Annotated in this window: 16 protein-coding genes; 8 read left to right on the top strand and 8 right to left on the bottom strand. The window is 40.8% G+C overall.

Going from position 1 to position 17824, the window contains the following annotated elements:
* Positions 1-59: 59 nt before the first annotated feature.
* Positions 60-2141: an ATP-dependent DNA helicase RecG gene (recG, locus tag H5232_RS08040; protein ID WP_182718081.1), complete on the top strand. Its 2082-nt coding sequence runs from the start codon at positions 60-62 to the stop codon at positions 2139-2141.
* 50 nt (positions 2142-2191) lie between these two features.
* Here recG and H5232_RS08035 read toward each other — a convergent pair whose 3' ends face one another.
* Positions 2192-3109, bottom strand: coding sequence for a porin (locus tag H5232_RS08035; RefSeq protein WP_182718080.1), 918 nt, complete (start codon positions 3107-3109; stop codon positions 2192-2194).
* A gap of 159 nt (positions 3110-3268) precedes the next feature.
* On the bottom strand, positions 3269-4144 hold the full coding sequence (locus tag H5232_RS08030) for a LysR family transcriptional regulator (protein ID WP_149980649.1): 876 nt from the start codon (positions 4142-4144) through the stop codon (positions 3269-3271).
* 91 nt (positions 4145-4235) lie between these two features.
* Between H5232_RS08030 and H5232_RS08025 the strand changes: the two genes are divergently transcribed.
* Positions 4236-4610 (top strand): DUF413 domain-containing protein, encoded by a 375-nt coding sequence (locus H5232_RS08025; RefSeq protein ID WP_145237075.1) that lies wholly within the window; start codon positions 4236-4238, stop codon positions 4608-4610.
* A gap of 89 nt (positions 4611-4699) precedes the next feature.
* Positions 4700-5935 carry a response regulator gene (locus H5232_RS08020; protein ID WP_182718079.1) on the top strand — a complete coding sequence of 412 codons (1236 nt, stop codon included), beginning with the start codon at positions 4700-4702 and terminating at the stop codon, positions 5933-5935.
* On the opposite strand, the gene rarD is transcribed toward H5232_RS08020, so the two are convergent.
* Positions 5932-6855 (bottom strand): EamA family transporter RarD, encoded by a 924-nt coding sequence (gene rarD / locus H5232_RS08015; protein ID WP_182718078.1) that lies wholly within the window; start codon positions 6853-6855, stop codon positions 5932-5934. The two genes, H5232_RS08020 and rarD, sit on opposite strands and share 4 nt — an antisense overlap.
* Positions 6856-6907: 52 nt before the next feature.
* Positions 6908-7363: a thioesterase family protein gene (locus tag H5232_RS08010; protein WP_149980646.1), complete on the bottom strand. Its 456-nt coding sequence runs from the start codon at positions 7361-7363 to the stop codon at positions 6908-6910.
* Positions 7364-7473: 110 nt separating this feature from the next.
* Between H5232_RS08010 and recQ the strand changes: the two genes are divergently transcribed.
* The 4 genes from recQ (at position 7474) to H5232_RS07990 (ending at position 12007) form a co-directional block, all read left to right on the top strand.
* Positions 7474-9297, top strand: coding sequence for a DNA helicase RecQ (recQ, locus tag H5232_RS08005; RefSeq protein WP_182718107.1), 1824 nt, complete (start codon positions 7474-7476; stop codon positions 9295-9297).
* A gap of 15 nt (positions 9298-9312) precedes the next feature.
* Positions 9313-9612 (top strand): DUF3630 family protein, encoded by a 300-nt coding sequence (locus H5232_RS08000; RefSeq protein ID WP_182718077.1) that lies wholly within the window; start codon positions 9313-9315, stop codon positions 9610-9612.
* A gap of 66 nt (positions 9613-9678) precedes the next feature.
* Entirely contained in the window at positions 9679-11388 is a 1710-nt protein-coding gene (locus H5232_RS07995; protein ID WP_182718076.1) for a POTRA domain-containing protein, read from the top strand.
* Positions 11389-11440: 52 nt separating this feature from the next.
* Positions 11441-12007, top strand: coding sequence for a mechanosensitive ion channel domain-containing protein (locus H5232_RS07990; protein WP_149980644.1), 567 nt, complete (start codon positions 11441-11443; stop codon positions 12005-12007).
* 71 nt (positions 12008-12078) lie between these two features.
* Here the strand turns inward: H5232_RS07990 and H5232_RS07985 are convergent, their stop codons facing one another.
* From H5232_RS07985 to H5232_RS07975, 3 genes are read right to left on the bottom strand one after another with little or no spacing between them, the layout of a single operon-like run.
* On the bottom strand, positions 12079-13137 hold the full coding sequence (locus H5232_RS07985; protein ID WP_145237048.1) for a succinylglutamate desuccinylase/aspartoacylase family protein: 1059 nt from the start codon (positions 13135-13137) through the stop codon (positions 12079-12081).
* Positions 13124-14029, bottom strand: a complete 906-nt coding sequence (rimK, locus tag H5232_RS07980) for a 30S ribosomal protein S6--L-glutamate ligase (RefSeq protein WP_145237045.1) — start codon at positions 14027-14029, stop codon at positions 13124-13126. Before rimK ends, H5232_RS07985 begins: the two co-directional genes overlap by 14 nt.
* Before the next feature lie 10 nt (positions 14030-14039).
* Positions 14040-14468: an ATP-dependent zinc protease gene (locus H5232_RS07975; protein WP_145237042.1), complete on the bottom strand. Its 429-nt coding sequence runs from the start codon at positions 14466-14468 to the stop codon at positions 14040-14042.
* Between the two features lie 149 nt (positions 14469-14617).
* Here H5232_RS07975 and H5232_RS07970 point away from each other — a divergent pair, with 149 nt between their 5' ends.
* Complete coding sequence (locus H5232_RS07970; RefSeq protein WP_145237039.1) at positions 14618-15589, top strand: zinc transporter ZntB; 972 nt, start codon at positions 14618-14620, stop codon at positions 15587-15589.
* A gap of 6 nt (positions 15590-15595) precedes the next feature.
* Here the strand turns inward: H5232_RS07970 and H5232_RS07965 are convergent, their stop codons facing one another.
* Positions 15596-17701 carry an ATP-binding protein gene (locus H5232_RS07965; protein ID WP_182830756.1) on the bottom strand — a complete coding sequence of 702 codons (2106 nt, stop codon included), beginning with the start codon at positions 17699-17701 and terminating at the stop codon, positions 15596-15598.
* Between the last annotated feature and the right edge of the window lie 123 nt (positions 17702-17824).

The following is a 17824-nucleotide window of genomic DNA, read 5'->3' as shown; positions in this document are numbered from 1 at the left end:
GACAAGCCTGTTCGCACGTAAACTAAAAAGTATCTAAAAATGAAAGATTTGAGCGTATTGTGTCAAAGCCAACTTTAAGCCGCTACCCAATCACTGACCTCAAAGGCGTTGGTCCAAAGATGGCCGAGCGGCTAAAAAAACTCGGCATTAGCACAGTGCAAGATATGCTCTTTCATCTACCGCTTCGATATGAAGACCGCACCCGTATTTATGCTATCAGTGATTTAGCTGTGCATAGTCATGTCAGTATTGAAGCCACCATAGAAACCAGCCAAATTACCTTTGGTAAACGTAAAATGCTCGTTTGCCAAGTTAACGATGGTACTGGACGACTCACCCTGCGATTTTTTAATTTTACTGCAGCACAAAAGAATACCTTAAGTAGCGGTAAGGTGATCCGCTGTTTTGGCGAGGTACGACGTGGCAGAGTGGGTTATGAAATGACTCATCCTGAATACAGCCTCAGCGATACACCGAGCGAACAACCAACAGCGACCACACTAACGCCTGTTTACTCGACAACGGAAGGGTTAAAACAACTGTCGATCCGTGCATTAAGTGATCAGGCGATTGCATTACTTGAAAAATATCAGGTAGAAGAGTTATTGCCAGTGCAATTCCAACACGCTGGTATGGATTTAACTCAAGCACTGCTACTTTTACATCGCCCCGCTAATGATGTAGATATCACCGCATTAGAGCAAGGCCTGCACCCGGCTCAACAACGTTTAGTGTTTGAAGAGTTACTGGCGCAAAATTTGAGCTTATTAAAATTACGTCAACAAGGACAGCAAGTAAAAGCAGTTGCTCTGAACCCTATTAATCATCTGGAGCATGATTTTTTAGCGCAGCTCCCCTTTGCTCCAACCAACGCGCAAAACAAAGTCGTCGCTGAAATAAAAAACGATTTGCAGTCTCCTTATCCAATGATGCGCTTAGTACAAGGCGATGTTGGCTCAGGTAAAACCCTCGTTGCGGCACTGAGCGCCTTAACAGCTATCGCACAGGGCTATCAGGTGGCATTAATGGCACCCACCGAAATTCTGTCAGAACAACATGGCATTACTTTCGAAAATTGGTTTACGGCTTTAGGTATAACTACAGCATGGCTCGGTGGTAAAACCAAAGGAAAAGAACGCAGCGCAACGCTTGAAAAAATAGCATCAGGTGAAGCGCAAATGATTGTTGGGACTCATGCGTTATTTCAAGAACAAGTAACATTTAATAACCTAGTGCTTATTATTATTGACGAACAACACCGCTTTGGCGTCCATCAGCGCTTATCGCTACGAGAAAAAGGCCGTTTTGGTGATTGCTATCCCCATCAACTGGTTATGACAGCAACACCGATCCCACGTACACTGGCGATGACAGCTTATGCCGATTTAGAAACGTCCGTGATTGATGAGTTGCCACCAGGACGTACCCCAATTAAAACCATTGCACTACCTGATACGCGTCGTGATGAAATTATTGCTCGTGTAAAAACAGCCTGTACCGAGCAAGGTCGTCAAGTATATTGGGTATGCACCTTAATTGATGAATCGGAAGCATTGCAATGCCAAGCAGCAGAAGATAGCGCACTGCAATTAACTCATGCACTGCCAGAGTTAACTATAGGATTAGTTCATGGCCGTATGAAAGCAGCAGAAAAGCAAGCTATTATGAGCGAGTTCAAAGCTGGAAAGATTCATATATTAGTGGCGACAACGGTCATTGAAGTCGGTGTAGATGTGCCGAATGCCAGTTTGATCATCATTGAGAATCCTGAACGGCTTGGCCTTGCACAATTACATCAGTTACGTGGGCGAGTTGGTCGTGGTGCAATCGCATCCCATTGTGTGCTTTTATACCACGCACCGCTGTCTCATACTGCACAAAAACGTTTGGCAGTTCTAAGAGATAGCAATGACGGTTTTGTAATTGCTGAACGTGATTTGGAAATTCGTGGTCCAGGTGAAGTGCTCGGCACTAAACAAACAGGCTTAGCGGAATTTAAAATTGCTGACTTAACCAGAGATAAGCACACACTCAACTTAGTCAGACCTATCGCACTACAAATGCTCCGCCAGTATCCTGAACAAGTAGAACAACTAATCAATCGCTGGCTTGCGGGTAAATCAGTGTATGCACAAGCTTAATAGTAAAAAACCTTACAGCAATAAGTAAGGCTTTTTCAACGGTCTAAAGACTAAAACTTGTATTCCATGCCAACACCTAAGTAATCTTGATCAACATTGCTGTCCATATCAAAATTAGTGTAGAAGGCAAATAACGTGGTGTTTTTGCTCAATGAGTGATCAACACCTGCAGAGATGGCAGACTTTTTATCACCCGCATCAAAATCCATTACTTGGTATTGAACTTTAAATGTATTGCTATCAAGGGTGTAAGCCGCATTAACTAAATAACCATCGGCATCACCGCTACCATCCACTTTTTCTTGGCTTTGGTACATTGCACCTAGTTTAAAATCAGCTACTTTCCCTTGCACGGTAGCGCGTACAACATCATAACCATTAACTTCACTGTCGGCAGCAACTGATGCATAAACATTGCTTTTCTTCAGTCCAGCATCGCCATAAGTAAGTGCTAATGAATAACCGCTATCGCCTTCACTGTCTTTTTCTGCAACGTAAGTTGCAAGCACTTTAAAGCCACTTAAATCCTTTGATGAATAAGTAACCGTATCACTAAGTCGGTTTTCACCTTTAAATAAATTTTTGATATCACCTTCAAGGTTATCAAATAAATCCAACTTTCCTTGTGATTGCTTTAAAGCAGTATCATTACGGCCAATCACTAATTGACCAAATCCACCTTTTAAACCAACGTATTGATTACGTGATGTAACCGTGTCTTTTGAATCATCAGAAACATTAACTTGAAATTCGAACTTATAAATAGCTTCTAAGCCATCACTGATGTTTTCAGAACCTTTAAAACCAATTCGCGATGCATTGCTTTTAATTTCGCTGAATGACCCTTCACCGTCATCCGAAGATTGCACAGATACATTCGCTTTACCATACACATCAACATCAGCAAACGCAGAAAAAGATAAACCACTTAACACAGCTAGTAATAAGCTCGACTTTGCAAATTTCATATTATTTCCTCAATAAACGCAACAGACTAATTTTTAATTCGCTGCATTTTGCCTGTGGTAAATGACAGAAATATTACAACAGAAACATTTATGACTCATATTATTCATAAAAAGGAACAACAAAAGACATCAAATCAACATAAAACTGTCATATATAGCTTACTTAGCACTAAATTCACTGCTTATTGTTGGTGTTAATTCCAGTAATAAATTAACCAACGTCTCAAGCAAGGGTTTTTGTTCATTATCTCTGTGATAAGCGACAAAAATATCCCGAGAAGTATGTTCCACATCAGACACTCGATGTAGCTCCCCTTTATCTATATGGCTTTTCGCTAAAACTTCAGGAATAAATGCACTACCTCCACATTGTAGTATCAAATCTAATGCAATGCGTCCTGTGCTGGTGCGAAAATATGGTGGAGTGTGACCAGTAAATTGCCGTGCATGCCAAAGAGAGAAGGTAGTTCCCCAGTCAACATAGACATATTGATTATCAAAAAAGTTTTCATTCGCAGCTCCTTCAAATGCACTGATAGGTATAATTGGCAAGGTGCAAATACGCTCAACTACTAATTCATCCACTTTTGGTGGATCAAATAAAATAGCTAGGTCTAAGGTGCGCTCTAATAATAACCGTGTGCTTTCTTGTTGTGCTTTAACTTCAGCCACCAGCGATACCCCTGGCATTGCAGAAACAATATTAGTGATACCAAACTGTAAAAAAGCATCCCAAATATTAGGCGTCCCTGCTAAACTCACTTGCTTATGCATATTATCCGCAAGAGCAACATCGACTTTAGCCCGTTGCATACCAGTAATAATCATTTGCGCATGGGGTAATAAGCGCTCCCCTGGTGCAGTCAATTGGATGTTATTACGTTGGCGGATAAATAAATTAACCCCTAGTCCTTGTTCTAATTGACGAATTCGAAAACTCACCGCAGACTGCGTAATGTAAAGGTTTTCAGCCGCTTTACCAAAGTGACGAGTACGTACCACTTCGACAAAGGTTTTCAATAAATCTATATCCAATTATTTATCCTCACGATAAAAATTTTTTGTTTAATAAATTGCGCAACTTGATCCATACTCCAGCTTGAAAATAGGGTATGAGGAAACAGCCATGAGCAATGATATTTCACTACTTCGCCAAGCATTTGTAAGCCAACGTCAGTTTTATGATGATCAAAACTTTCCGCGCGGATTCGGCCGCAGCGGTAATTTTACCTTACTAGAAGCCAGTATCCTTGAACAACACGGTGTTGTTCTAAAAGGGTTATATAATAAAACCCTTGAACCACAAAATGAAATCCAAGAACAATTTTTTGCCGTTGTCTCTGGTAATCAAGAACCAACCAACGCAATTGAACGTGCGTGGATTAAATACCTAAAGCTAACGACGTGTAAAGCAAAGTTTCATACTCTGTTTGGGCGTTCTAAAATTTCAAGTCCTGCACCACAAAATCCAGACTACTATTCGGAGTCTGATAGTTTATAAAAGTAATGGTGTTATTTGCTTTTTCGTGTTTTAACAGTTACAACTTGTATAACTGAACAAACTTGGCCATGCCAAAAACAAGGTGTTACGTGACACGAAAAATACTCATCATTGAAGATACGCCAACTATAGCGCGAGTGCAAAAGCACATTGCAATTAAAGTTGGCTATGATGCAGATATAGCCTGTTCCTTAGCGCAAGCAAAAGAGTTAATTAGTAAAAATAACTATTTTTGCGCTGTAGTAGACTTTATTCTACCTGACGCACCACAAGGCGAGGCTGTACCCTGCACTATTGAAGCTCAAATTCCTACTATAGTAATGACCGGCAATATAGATGCAAAGACCCGTGATACCGTCGAAAAATATCCAATAATTGATTACATCACTAAAGAGAACAAGCAAGCCTACCATTATTTAGAAAAGCAACTACAGCGCTTACCTCGCAACGAAAACGTTAAAGTCTTAGTCGTCGATGACTCACCATCAGCACGACTACATATATGCAGCTTGCTTAAACGTCATAAATATCAAATATTACAAGCCTGTGATGGCATTGAAGCACTTGCAGTGCTCGAACAAACACCTGATATAGCAGTTATAATTGCAGATAACGAAATGCCTAACATGAATGGTGATGAGTTATGTGGTGAAATTCGTCGCTTATACAGTAATGATGAAAAAGCAATAATCGGTATTTCCGGCTCAAATGCAGCGCATCTTTCGGCGCGTTTTTTGAAAAATGGCGCAAACGACTATTTACGTAAACCATTTAATAACGAGGAATTTTATTGCCGTTTGAGCCAGAACGTTGACATGCTGGAACAAATTGCCACCATTCGCTTACAAGCGAACACTGACTATTTAACTAAACTACCTAATCGTCGCTACTTCTTTGAAGAGACCACAAAATCATTAAAACAACTGCAGAAAAAAGAGTTAATTCCCTCTTTGGCGATGCTCGATATTGACCATTTCAAAGCAATCAATGATACCTATGGCCACGATGCTGGTGATGAAGTACTAAAAGGACTTTCAATTTGTTTTGCAAAATACTTTACAAAAGACTTGGCGGCTCGTTTAGGCGGTGAAGAGTTTGCTGTGTATTTTAATGACACAAATAAAGATGAAATATTAAAACGTCTGGATAATTTTCGTCACTTTGTTGAGCTCAATAGCCCTGAATTTAGCAAAGAAAAAATTCAATTTACGCTCTCTATTGGTTACGCACACGGGCCTGTTTATCAAATTGATGAATTATTAAAACAGGCCGATATTAAGCTTTATGAAGCCAAAGAAACTGGCCGCAATAAAGTCATTGCTTAAACAGGCTTAGTGGGTGCAGGGATATTTTCACGTTTACGCTTTTGTGATTGTCGATAGGAATCCCAACTAAAGATAGCCAGCGCACTCCAAATACAAGCAAATGTTACTATTCGTTCAGGACTAAATACTTCACCATAAAATACCACCGCCAACACAAACATTAAACTTGGCCCAATATATTGGAAAAACCCTAAGGTAGTATACTGCAATCGCTTGGCAGCACCTGTAAAGCAAAGTAGTGGCAGTGTGGTAATAACGCCTGCACTGATCAACAATACATTAGTATGCCAATCATTCGCTACGAAATCAGAGCTATTCGATGGCGCCATTAACCACCAATATACTAAAGCAACTGGCAATAATATTAATGCCTCTAGTAGTAACCCCGGCAATGATTCGATAGGTAACTTTTTACGAAGTAAGCCATACACCGCAAATGACCCTGCTAATGAAAGTGCGACCACCGGAAATGAGCCAAAACTAATAACTTGGATCACCACACCAAATAACGCCAGAGCAACCGCTAGCGCTTGCCATTTGCGTAGTTTTTCACTTAAAAAAAGCATACCTAGCAGTACGTTTAATAACGGATTGATATAATAACCAAGACTTGCATCAAGCATATGATCATTATTAACCGCCCAAATAAATAGCCCCCAGTTAAAGCCAAGTAAGGTGGCCGTAATAACCAGCATAGCAATGAGTTTAGGGTGTTTAAGTACATGCTGTACTTTATGCCATTGATTCATTACTGCAACAATGATGACGATGAATAATACCGACCAAACCACACGATGCATCAGTATTTCAAAAGCTGATATATGCTGTAGTAATTTAAAATAAATAGGTGCTAAGCCCCACATAAAAAAAGCCATACAGGCTAAGATAACACCTTTACGCTGTTCAGGATTAGTTGGCATAGATTGTTTCTGATGTAGTTTAATGGCGGCTAGTTTACCTGCCAGCTACGCTTTATCCAACTAAATAAGTTGCCGTACCAAAAGCTATTTGAATGCCTTGTTCATTATGGAGCTCCATCCGGCATACACATACTTTATTACCGGAGCGAATTAGCTTAGCACTAGCGGTAAATTCAAGCCCTTTGCCTGGACGCAAGTAATCAGTGCGCAAATCGATGGTGCCGAGTGTCGCTAGCTTGGTTTGAATACTAACTATATTAAGCTCAGTGAGCTTATCTATCATCGCCGCCGCCGCTAGCATCCCCCCCACATTATCAAGCACCGCAGAGATCACCCCACCGTGGAGAATTTTTTGAGCAGGATTACCAATAAAGACATCCTGCCAAGGAAAGCTTATTTGCGCTTGTTCCGCATCTAGTGATTTAACTTTTATTTGTAAAAACTGGTTAAACGGCATTTGCTCTACAAAAACTTTAGCAACTTGGTCAATTAATTGGGCTTTATTCATTATTATTATCCGCGACTTTATAACTGGTAAGATGAGTAAAGCACAACTAAAAAGAAAGTGCGATAAAAAGCACCTATGCAAGGTCGTCTAAAAGCTCTAAAATGTCCGCGATGAATACACCAAATCCCACAGCAAGCACCGTAGTGCGCAGTCCCGCAGCTATACTCAAACAAGTGTTTGGTTATAGCGAATTTCGTGATGGCCAAGAAACGGTGATCAATGCAGCCCTTAACGGCCAAGATTCGCTAGTATTGCTGCCAACTGGCGGCGGCAAATCAGTATGCTACCAAGTGCCCGCGCTTGCCTTAAGCGGTCTGACAGTCGTTATTTCGCCATTAATTTCCCTTATGCAAGATCAAGTATCACAATTGCAAGCGCTCGGGGTGAAAGCGGCGTATATCAATAACAGTTTAAACCGCGACGAACAGCAGCAAATATATCAACAACTGCACAATGGTTTGCTTAAGCTACTGTATGTTGCACCTGAAAAAGTGCTGCAACATGAATTTAAAGAGCGCTTAAGTCACCTTAATATTAGTTTATTTGCGATTGACGAAGCTCACTGTGTATCACATTGGGGTCATGATTTTCGCCCTCACTACTGCCGCTTAAGCGAACTAAAACAACGCTTTGCAGATGTGCCTATGATGGCGCTCACAGCGACAGCTGATAAAGCCACGCGGTTTGATATCGTCCAGCAGCTTGGTTTAAATGCCCCCTATATACACACTGGTAGTTTCGATCGACCAAATATTCGTTACACCATTGAAGAAAAATTCAAACCGCTGGCGCAATTACTTCGCTACTTAAAAGAACAACAAAGTCAAAGTGGTATTATTTATTGCACCAGTCGAAAACGAGTTGATGAAATAGCTGAAAAGATCGCTGATGCTGGAATGAACGCAGCGGCTTACCATGCAGGTATGAGTAACGAGCAACGCCAATTTGTACAAACCGGTTTCGCCCGTGACGATATTCAAATAGTGGTGGCTACTGTTGCCTTTGGCATGGGCATTAATAAACCCAACGTCCGTTTTGTACTGCATTATGATATTCCCAAAAGTATCGAGTCTTACTATCAAGAAACTGGCCGTGCTGGCCGTGATGGCTTGGCCGCTGAAGCTATTATGTATTTTGATCCGGCCGATATTGGCCGTGTTAGGCGATTTTTTGAAGACATTGAAGATGAACAACGTCGTCGTGTCGAAGAGCAACGCTTTAACGCCATGGCCAGCTTCGCAGAAGCACAAACATGTCGTCGACAAATACTTCTTAACTACTTTAGTGAATATCAACGCGAACCTTGCGGCAACTGCGATATTTGCCTAAATCCACCAAAAAGTTTTGATGGTACTTTAGTGGCACAACAAGCCCTTTCGTGTGTGTATCGTGCCGAACAACGGTTTGGTTTAGGCTACATAGTTGAGCTACTGCGCGGAGCAAATACCAGCCGCATTAGGGATAACAATCACCACCAACTCAGCACTTATGGCATAGGTAAAGACCACAGTAGTGAATTTTGGCTCAGTATTTTACGCCAACTGATTCACCAAGGCTTACTGAGTCAAGATATCACCCAAGGCTCAGCACTGCGCTTAACCGAAGGTGCTCGCGCTATTTTGAAAGGTCAATACGCGCTGCAAATGGCTGAACCACGTCTGCAAGCGAAGCACGTATACCAAGACAAGCTCGCTCAGTTTAATTACGATAAAAAGCTATTTGCCAAACTACGTGCCTTACGTAAAGAGCTTGCCGATGCGGATGATGTGCCACCATATGTGGTGTTTAACGATAAAACCCTCGCAGAAATGGCGCAACTAATGCCAACCAATGACAGTGAATTTCTCAAAGTGTCAGGAGTTGGCTTTACTAAACTCAATAAGTACGGCAGCCCTTTTTTACACGCCATACGCGACTACTTAGCCCAGTCTTAAATAAAGAGAAAATTGATGACTCAGCTGCAACTAGATAATCAACATAATGCCATTATTATTATCCCCAGCGAAATGCCCAACGATGATGATTTCGAGCTTTGGGCGCAGTTATTTTTACATGGCCCAGAAATAGTAATTGGTGAATTTGCAGCGGGAGCGGATCGCCACCAATGTCGCTTTACGTATGCACAGCAAAGCTTTAATTTAAACTTTGAACACTACAGTAACAGTATTTGGGTTAATGGCGAAGGCATTGAAGCTGAGCATTTATTAGCAGCCTTAGCACACTATTTTCTTACACTATTGCAACAATGAGGTAGACTTATACACAAACTTAGTGTGTAGTGGGTTAACGGTAAAAACCCATAATAAAGGATTTCAATGGTTGTAAATAACGCTTATGCATTTTTATTGTTTAGCTGTTGCAGCACTTTGCTCTATTCATCCTATGGCTTAGCGCAATCATCTGGTGACGAACAGCAAAGTTGCAGTAATCAACGCACAATTACACCCACTGAAAAAAATCTCCGTCGCCAACTTGATGTCGATGAGACACTGCCAGAAAAAACCAACAAAGCCAAAATTGCCCAGGTCGAACTTGATCAACTCAACGTCTTCAATACCAATTTAGAAGCAGAAAATAACGCATTATTTCGCTTTGCCAATCGTGTTCATATGACCACTGAGCCAGACGTTATAAAAAATATTTTATTGTTCGAACCTGGTGATCACTATGAGCCGAAAAAACTCGCCGAATCAGAGCGCTTATTACGTCGTCAAGGTTATCTATACGATGCCAGAATAAAAGCAGAAACTAACTGCGATGGTGACATTAATGTAAAAGTGATCACCCGCGATTTATGGACGTTACTACCAGAAATTAGCTTCAGCCGCAGTGGTGGCGAAAATAAATCGAGCATTGGGTTTCGCGAATCCAATTTATTTGGCTGGGGTAAACGTTTGTCACTTGCTCGCACTACCGATGCAGAACGTAATGGTTACCTGTTTGTTTATGATGATCCTAATATACTTTCTAGCCGCTACCGTGGTCGTATAGAATACTCAGATAACGACGATGGTAAACGCCATTTACTCGAGCTTAGCTACCCTTTTTACTCTATTGATACGCCTTACAGCTATGGCTTATTAAGCTACTCTGATCAACGAATTGAATCTCTCTATAAACGTGGTGAAGTATTCAGTCAATTTATCCAGAAAACAGACTATAATCGCATTCACTTTGGCCACTCTAAACAGCTTGCTAATAATTGGACTCAACGCATTAGCGTCGGTTATACCCATGAACAGCAAGCTTTTGAGAGCACAGTAAATACCGTCACACCATTGGCTGAAAAACGGGAGCTAAGCTATCCATATATCAGTGGTCATTGGTTTGAAGATCACTACATAAAAGTGCGTAATTTCGACAGTATTTATCGTACTGAAGATTTAAATCTTGGTTGGAATGTGCAAGGTTTATTAGGCTATGCAAGTGAAGAATTAAGCAATGACGATAGCCGCGCTATTTACTCTTTTGATGCGAAAAAAGCTCATTTTAGTGGCGATAATACCCTTTGGCGCTTTCATGCTAGCCTAGATGGTAATTGGAACGAACAACAAAGCAAAGTAGAGAACTTACTCGCGAGCACTCAAGTGCAGTATTATTTAAACACCAGTTTTGAACAATCGTGGTATGCCAAAATACGCTTAGACTATGCTAAAAACCTAACTCCCGACAAACAGCTAATCTTAGGCGGCGAAAATGGCCTACGTGGCTATCCGCTAGACTACCAACAAGGCGATCGTAGTTTTTTAGTTAATCTTGAAAAACGCTATTATTGGGAATACGACCTGCTTCAGCTGTTTAAAGTTGGTGGAGCTGCATTTTTTGATATTGGTCGCGCTTGGTTTAATGACCAAAATAACGGTAAAAATGGCCAAGTATTGAAAAATATAGGTATCGGGTTACGGCTCGCTCCAAGCAGAGCAAATGCAGGGACTGTGATCCATTTAGATATCGCCGCTCCACTTGATAAAAGTGATGATGTTGATTCTATTCAATGGCTAGTCACTGTAAAAAATTCCTTTTAAAGTGTGCTAAAAACGCTAAACTAGTTGCTCCTAAACCGCATTTGGATTGATTGTGGAACTGTTAGATATTCTTAGCACGCAGTATAAACTCATCGTCACTTTAGTCGCTCTGTTACTTTTTCCTGTACTATTAAAACTGACTAAAAAATTACTCGAAAAAACTATTAAGGGCAAAGTCGATATTCACCGTAAATATCGTGCCGAACTATTACTGAAAATTATTCTCGCATTTGTAATGCTGTGCTTAGTGTTAGTTTTTTGGGGTATTGAATTACGGGGTTTACTGGTACTTGGCTCATCCTTGTTTGCCATGCTAGGTGTTGCACTATTTGCAGCTTGGTCGCTATTGAGCAATCTGACCTCGTTTTTGCTAATGTTTATTCAAAATGACTGTCGTGTTGGTTATTGGGTTAGAGTTATTGACGGCGCGAACTTTGTTGAGGGGCGTATTGTCGAGATGGGCTTGATGAATGTGGTATTAGAACATGTTGATGGGCACCGAGTTATTTATCCTAATAACCTATTTGTTACTCGTCCGGTGATGGTTTTAAATAAAGAGCCGAAACCTACTAAAGCAATCGCGGTTAAGCGCGCTATTGGACCTAAAAAGCTGCAATAAACTAAAAGCACAAACAAAAAGCCGTTTAAGAATATCCTTAAACGGCTTTTTTGATCAGTTACAATCAGCAATTAATTATTTAATTCCGCTGTTTTTAACTCATCTTCAATATCACTTATTTCATCAATAAAGGTTTCAAGCTGTTGTTCTACCAAGCTGTTTGCGTGAGCAAAATATGCTAAATGAAACACTGCATCACCTTCATTAACCAGTGGCATAGTTTGTTGACCAATCACTATACCACTTCTTGGCGCTAATAATTCCAGCTCAGAATCACCGAGTGGGCTACTGATATAAGCTAATATTTGCCCTTTCATTACTCGCTCACCCAATGATACTTGCGCACGCACAATGCCATCGACTTCAGCACGCACCCAACTGGTAGAGCTGGCAATAATTGGCTCAGGTAACTTCTTAGCGCGCTTGCCACGGATCATTTTTAAATGACGCATGACATAATCAACGCCTTGCATACCAGCCGCTATTGCAATTGGATCAAACCGCAGCGCTTCTCCAGCTTCGTATGTAATCACCGGAATACCTAAGTTCGCGGCCTCACTTCGCAGTGAACCATTACGAAGTGACGCATCAATAACGGCTGGTGTACCAAATGCATTCGCCATTTGTGCCGTTGCTTCATCACTCAAATCTGCGCGAATTTGCGGTAAATTGGTGCGATGTATTGCGCCAGTATGTAAATCAATAATATGCGTACAATGAATGGCCACTTGCGAAAAGAACATATGTGCCATACGTCCAGCAAGCGATCCACGAATAGAACCTGGAAAGCTACGATTCATATCACGGCGATCAGGTAAATAACGTGACTTATGAATAAAACCAAATACGTTAACAATCGGCACAGCAATCAGCGTACCACGCAGCTGGTTAGCATCTATTTTTGCTAATAATTGGCGTACGACCTCTACGCCATTGAGTTCATCACCATGAATAGCCGCACAGACCATTAAAACAGGCCCTGCTTGAACTCCATTCACTACCTCTATTGGGATATTCAACGGCGAATGGGTGTACAGTTTAGCTGCTTCTAGAGCCAGCGTCTTACGCTCACCGACACCCACCGTTTCACCTAATAAAGTAAACGCACTATTGATTCTAACCTTTGCCACGCGTTGCGGTCCTTTTGGTTGCAGCGGTTTTTTCGATAAATTCGATCACCATACCTGCAATATCTTTTCCTGTTGCTACTTCGATACCTTCAAGACCTGGTGAAGAGTTAACTTCCATTACCAAAGGTCCGCGAGATGAACGAAGTAAATCAACCCCAGCTACGTTCAAGCCCATTGCTTTAGCTGCAGCTACTGCTGTTCTACGTTCTTCTGGCGTAATACGCACTAATGTTGCACTGCCACCGCGGTGTAAATTAGAACGGAACTCACCATCTTGTGCTTGACGCTTCATTGCGGCAATCACTTTGTCACCAAGTACGAAACAGCGGATATCTGCACCACCAGCTTCTTTAATATACTCTTGTACCATGATATTAGCTTTTAAGCCCATAAAGGCTTCAATAACACTCTCAGCAGCTTTACGTGTTTCAGCTAACACCACACCAATGCCTTGAGTACCCTCTAACAGCTTAATAACTACAGGTGCACCGCCAACCATTTCAAGTAAGTCTTTAACGTCATCTGGCTTGCTGGCAAAACCGGTTACCGGCATACCAACGCCTTTACGTGATAACAACTGTAACGAACGTAATTTATCTCGCGAACGTGAAATAGCAACTGATTCATTAACAGGAAATACATTCATCATTTCAAACTGACGCAGTACTGCACAACCATAAAAAGTAACTGAAGCACCAATACGCGGGATTATGGTATCAAAATCTTTTAAATTTTCACCGCGATAATGGATCTCTGGTTGCTCAGAGTTAATGTTCATGTAACAACGTAATGCATCGATCACTTTTACTTCATGACCACGCATCTCAGCTGCTTCAATTAAACGACGCGTTGAATATAAATTCTTGTTACGAGATAAAATACCAATTTTCATAGTTAAAACCTTAACTATCTAATAAATGAGATAAAGCCGGATCAACGACTATACGATTTTCCATGGCTGTGCGCCCTAATAACATTCTAAACTTCATACTCGCTCGGCTGGTCAAAGTGACTTCTATTGGCCAACTTTTATCACCAGCGCAGAGCTTAGTCTCAATAAAATACCGCAACTCACGCTGCCCACTTGAGCTGGTTACATATTTCATCTTTTTTACTTTAGCATCACACTCAATTTGAGTGTGCTCATCTTCTTGCAAAGGCTGAGCAATAAATTTAACCCACTTTTCGCCTTCTCGCTCATATTCTTCAATATTAAGAGCATGAATACATGACGTACGGGCGCCCGTATCAATCTTAGCCTTAATTTGATTAATGCCAAGCTCAGGTAAACTTAACCACTCACGCCAACCAACAATTATCTTTGCCGTCATAAATGTGCCCTTTAATAAAAAACTGTCTTATACGCTACACGGATAAAAACACAAATGAAATAATTTTATCCAAATGATAAGCTAATTTAATTGACCTAAGTCACTCAATAGTCAACTATATTAACATACAGGATTAATGAGAATTTACTATGTTCAATGGTTTACTACACGCACTTATACTTGATGAACAAGGCGGCGCACGCACAATTGATAATAGTGCAGACCTACATAACTGGCAGCCTGAGCAAGGTAAATTGTGGGTTCATCTTGATTATAGCCAAAGTGAAGCCATAGATTGGTTACAAAACAGTGAATTGTTGACTGATTATGAACTTGCATCATTAACAGCCGATGAAACACGCCCTCGTATCACCAAAGTAACTAACGGTTGTATGTTGTTTTTACGAGGCGTGAATTTAAATCCTGCGCAGAGCCCTGAAGACATGGTCTCAATTCGTTTATTTATCAATGAAAATGTAGTGGTCACTACCCGAAAACGCCGTTTACTTTCAGTCCAAGATATTTTAGCTGCACTGGAAGAAAAAACTGGGCCAGTTAGCATTTCTGAATTAGTTTGCCAACTGACACAAAATCTTACCTCACGTATGCAAGGGGTAATTGATGGCTTAGATGACACTCTCGATATTTTTGAAGATGAAATTGACGAGCCGACAAAGCGCTTTGATAACCAAGGACTGTCGCAGTTACGCCGTCAATCAATTGGTTTAAAACGCTACTTAAGGCCACAAAAAGAAGCGCTCAGTACTTTAATGGCAAACAAATACAGCTGGCTTAGTGAAAACGACAAAGCCAAGTTAAACGAAACCACCAATCTACTGATCCGCTTTATTGAAGAATTAGACAGCTCTATTGAACGTGCGCAAATTATTCAACAAACCATTACTAATCAGGTTTCTGAACAATTAAATCAGCGTATGTATGTGATGTCGGTGGTTGCGGCACTGTTTTTACCGCTAGGATTTTTAACCGGTTTACTAGGCGTAAATGTAGGCGGTATCCCTGGTACAGAGAGCCCTTACGCATTTAGTTTTTTTGTTATATTTTTAGTCGTGATCACCGGTGCCATCGGCGTTTACTTCAAAAATAAAAAATGGCTTTAAAAATACTCACGGTTGTTCAACTACATTGATTGGTATAGTAATGATAAAAGTAGTGCCAGCACCTAATTGACTCTGGCACTCTATCGTACCGGCTAGTTTATGTATTACTAAATTATAAACAATGTGCAACCCCAAACCTAAACTCAGTTGTGCGTTATTCGTAGAAAAGAACGGGTCAAATACTTGCTTGCGGACATCTTCTGGCATGCCTTTACCATTATCGCTGATTATCAGCTGAAGTTGTTCATCATGTTTACTCACTGTAATGTTCACCTCCCCAGGCGTTGAATCATCAAAAGCGTAAACTAAGGCATTTTCCACTAGCTGCCCTAAAATTTGCGAGAATGCACTTGGTGAGGCAAAAAAACGAATTTCTTGCTGGTATTGGCATTTAACTTTATGAGGCGTTTGGTCAACACGTGAGTGGATTGACAGCAGAATATTATCGATATACTCACCTAAGTTAAACCAGCGATTTTCCTGTGTATCGTTGTCTACCGCAACTTGTTTAAAGTTATTGATTAGATTGGTAGCTCTGTGGAGATTAACGCTCAATAACTCTGTGCTTTGTATTATATGATCATAGGCCTGATTAAACTCCTCTCTCGACATGTTACCCGCAGCCGCTTTGCCATGAATAGTTTTCGAGGTGCTTTCCAGTACTGATGCAGCCGTGACGCAAATGCCCAATGGGGTATTTATTTGATGAGCAACTCCAGCAACTAATCGTCCTAACGACGCATGCTTTTCATTTTCAATTAACTGTTGCTGAGTACGTTTTAGCTGTTCCAGCGATAATGTTGCTTCTTTGGTCTTAGTCTCAAGCTCAGCAGTACGCAGAGCCACTTTACGCTCAAGTACCGCATTTAACTGTTTTACTTGTTTCTGTGAAGACATCAACTTGGTATTCGCATCTTCAATCTCACTGACGTAGCTTTTTACTTGTAAGTACACATCATTTAAAGCAGTAATAATTGGGGTAAACTCATTGCGTTTAGCATACTCAACTGGCAGTAGATTAACTTGCTTATTACTACCATAACGAATAGAGCTTTTTATGATATTTAATACCTGATCAAAAGGGCTAAACAAAGCTTTGAGGATAAAAATCATCAGTATAATAAAGCACAGCCCTATGCCACTGCCTGTGATTAAAGCCCAAGAAGACACTTTATCAACTTGTTTACTTAAATCATTTTTAGGAACTAATGAGCCAAAGATAAAACCGCTCTCACTAAGCTGATAAAAAATATACTTATCTTCAATTGCTAGCTGCTCAAACCCAAAGCTATTGACCTTACTTAACCGACTTTGAGCTACTAATGTTGCCGCCCAAGGAAAGTCATCGGTCAACTGCTGTACCGTTTGAGGCTTGTCTGTAAAGCCAATAATTAACTCAGAATCCCGGTGAAATAAAAATGATTGTGCATTTTCGGTCACTTTAATGCTGACTAAAAACTCACTTAACTCAGCTAAAGACCAGTCGAGCGTCGCCATACCAATCGGACTGCGGTTATCGTCAAGCATCACCGCATCTATAGTCATCATCAACGAGAATGAGCCTGCATCATCGTAATAAGGGTTAGTCCAAAATATTGGACGATAGCTGGATTGGTTTAATCCCCACCCTTGCTGTTCAGCAAGCTGGTACCAATCCTGAGAAAAATAATCGTACTGTGGTTTATTGAGATCCCACGTAAATTGCAGCTGTTTATTTTCTTTATATACATATGGGCCAAAATAACGATACTGCTCATCCAGTACCTGGGGTTGATACCAAAGCCCTCCTCCCATGGCTTGTTCAAAACTGGCAAACTTATTTTGTAACGTGCGCTGAGCCAGTTCCTTGATATCAGCCATGGGAGTAGATTTTTGATGACGCAGAAAGTATAACTGTTCACCGCTTAGAGCCAGATCGATCGCATGCCCTTGCATTTGTTCTGTAAGATGATTGATTCGGGAAATAGTGCCATTGAACACAGCTTGAATTTCATTTTGCTTAAATTCATCCAAAGATTCTTTGTAAATTAGCGTGTTGAATAACTGTAGGGTTGAATAAGCCAATATCTCAAACAAAATGACAAACACCAGAATACGGGTTTTAATATTCATACCAATCTGCATAAAGATTAAGTCAATTTTATCCAGTCTCTAGAGCATATGCTTTTAACCGTATCAGGAACAGAAATGAATTTATTCCACGCTTGCGAAACCTGTTCGACTATTTCTTCATAA

It is taken from the genome of Pseudoalteromonas sp. SG41-5, assembly GCF_014164495.1.
In the GTDB taxonomy this organism is placed as follows: domain Bacteria; phylum Pseudomonadota; class Gammaproteobacteria; order Enterobacterales; family Alteromonadaceae; genus Pseudoalteromonas; species Pseudoalteromonas rhizosphaerae.
The sequence above is the reverse complement of the archived record's forward strand: the minus strand, read 5'-3'. Positions and strand labels throughout refer to the sequence as shown.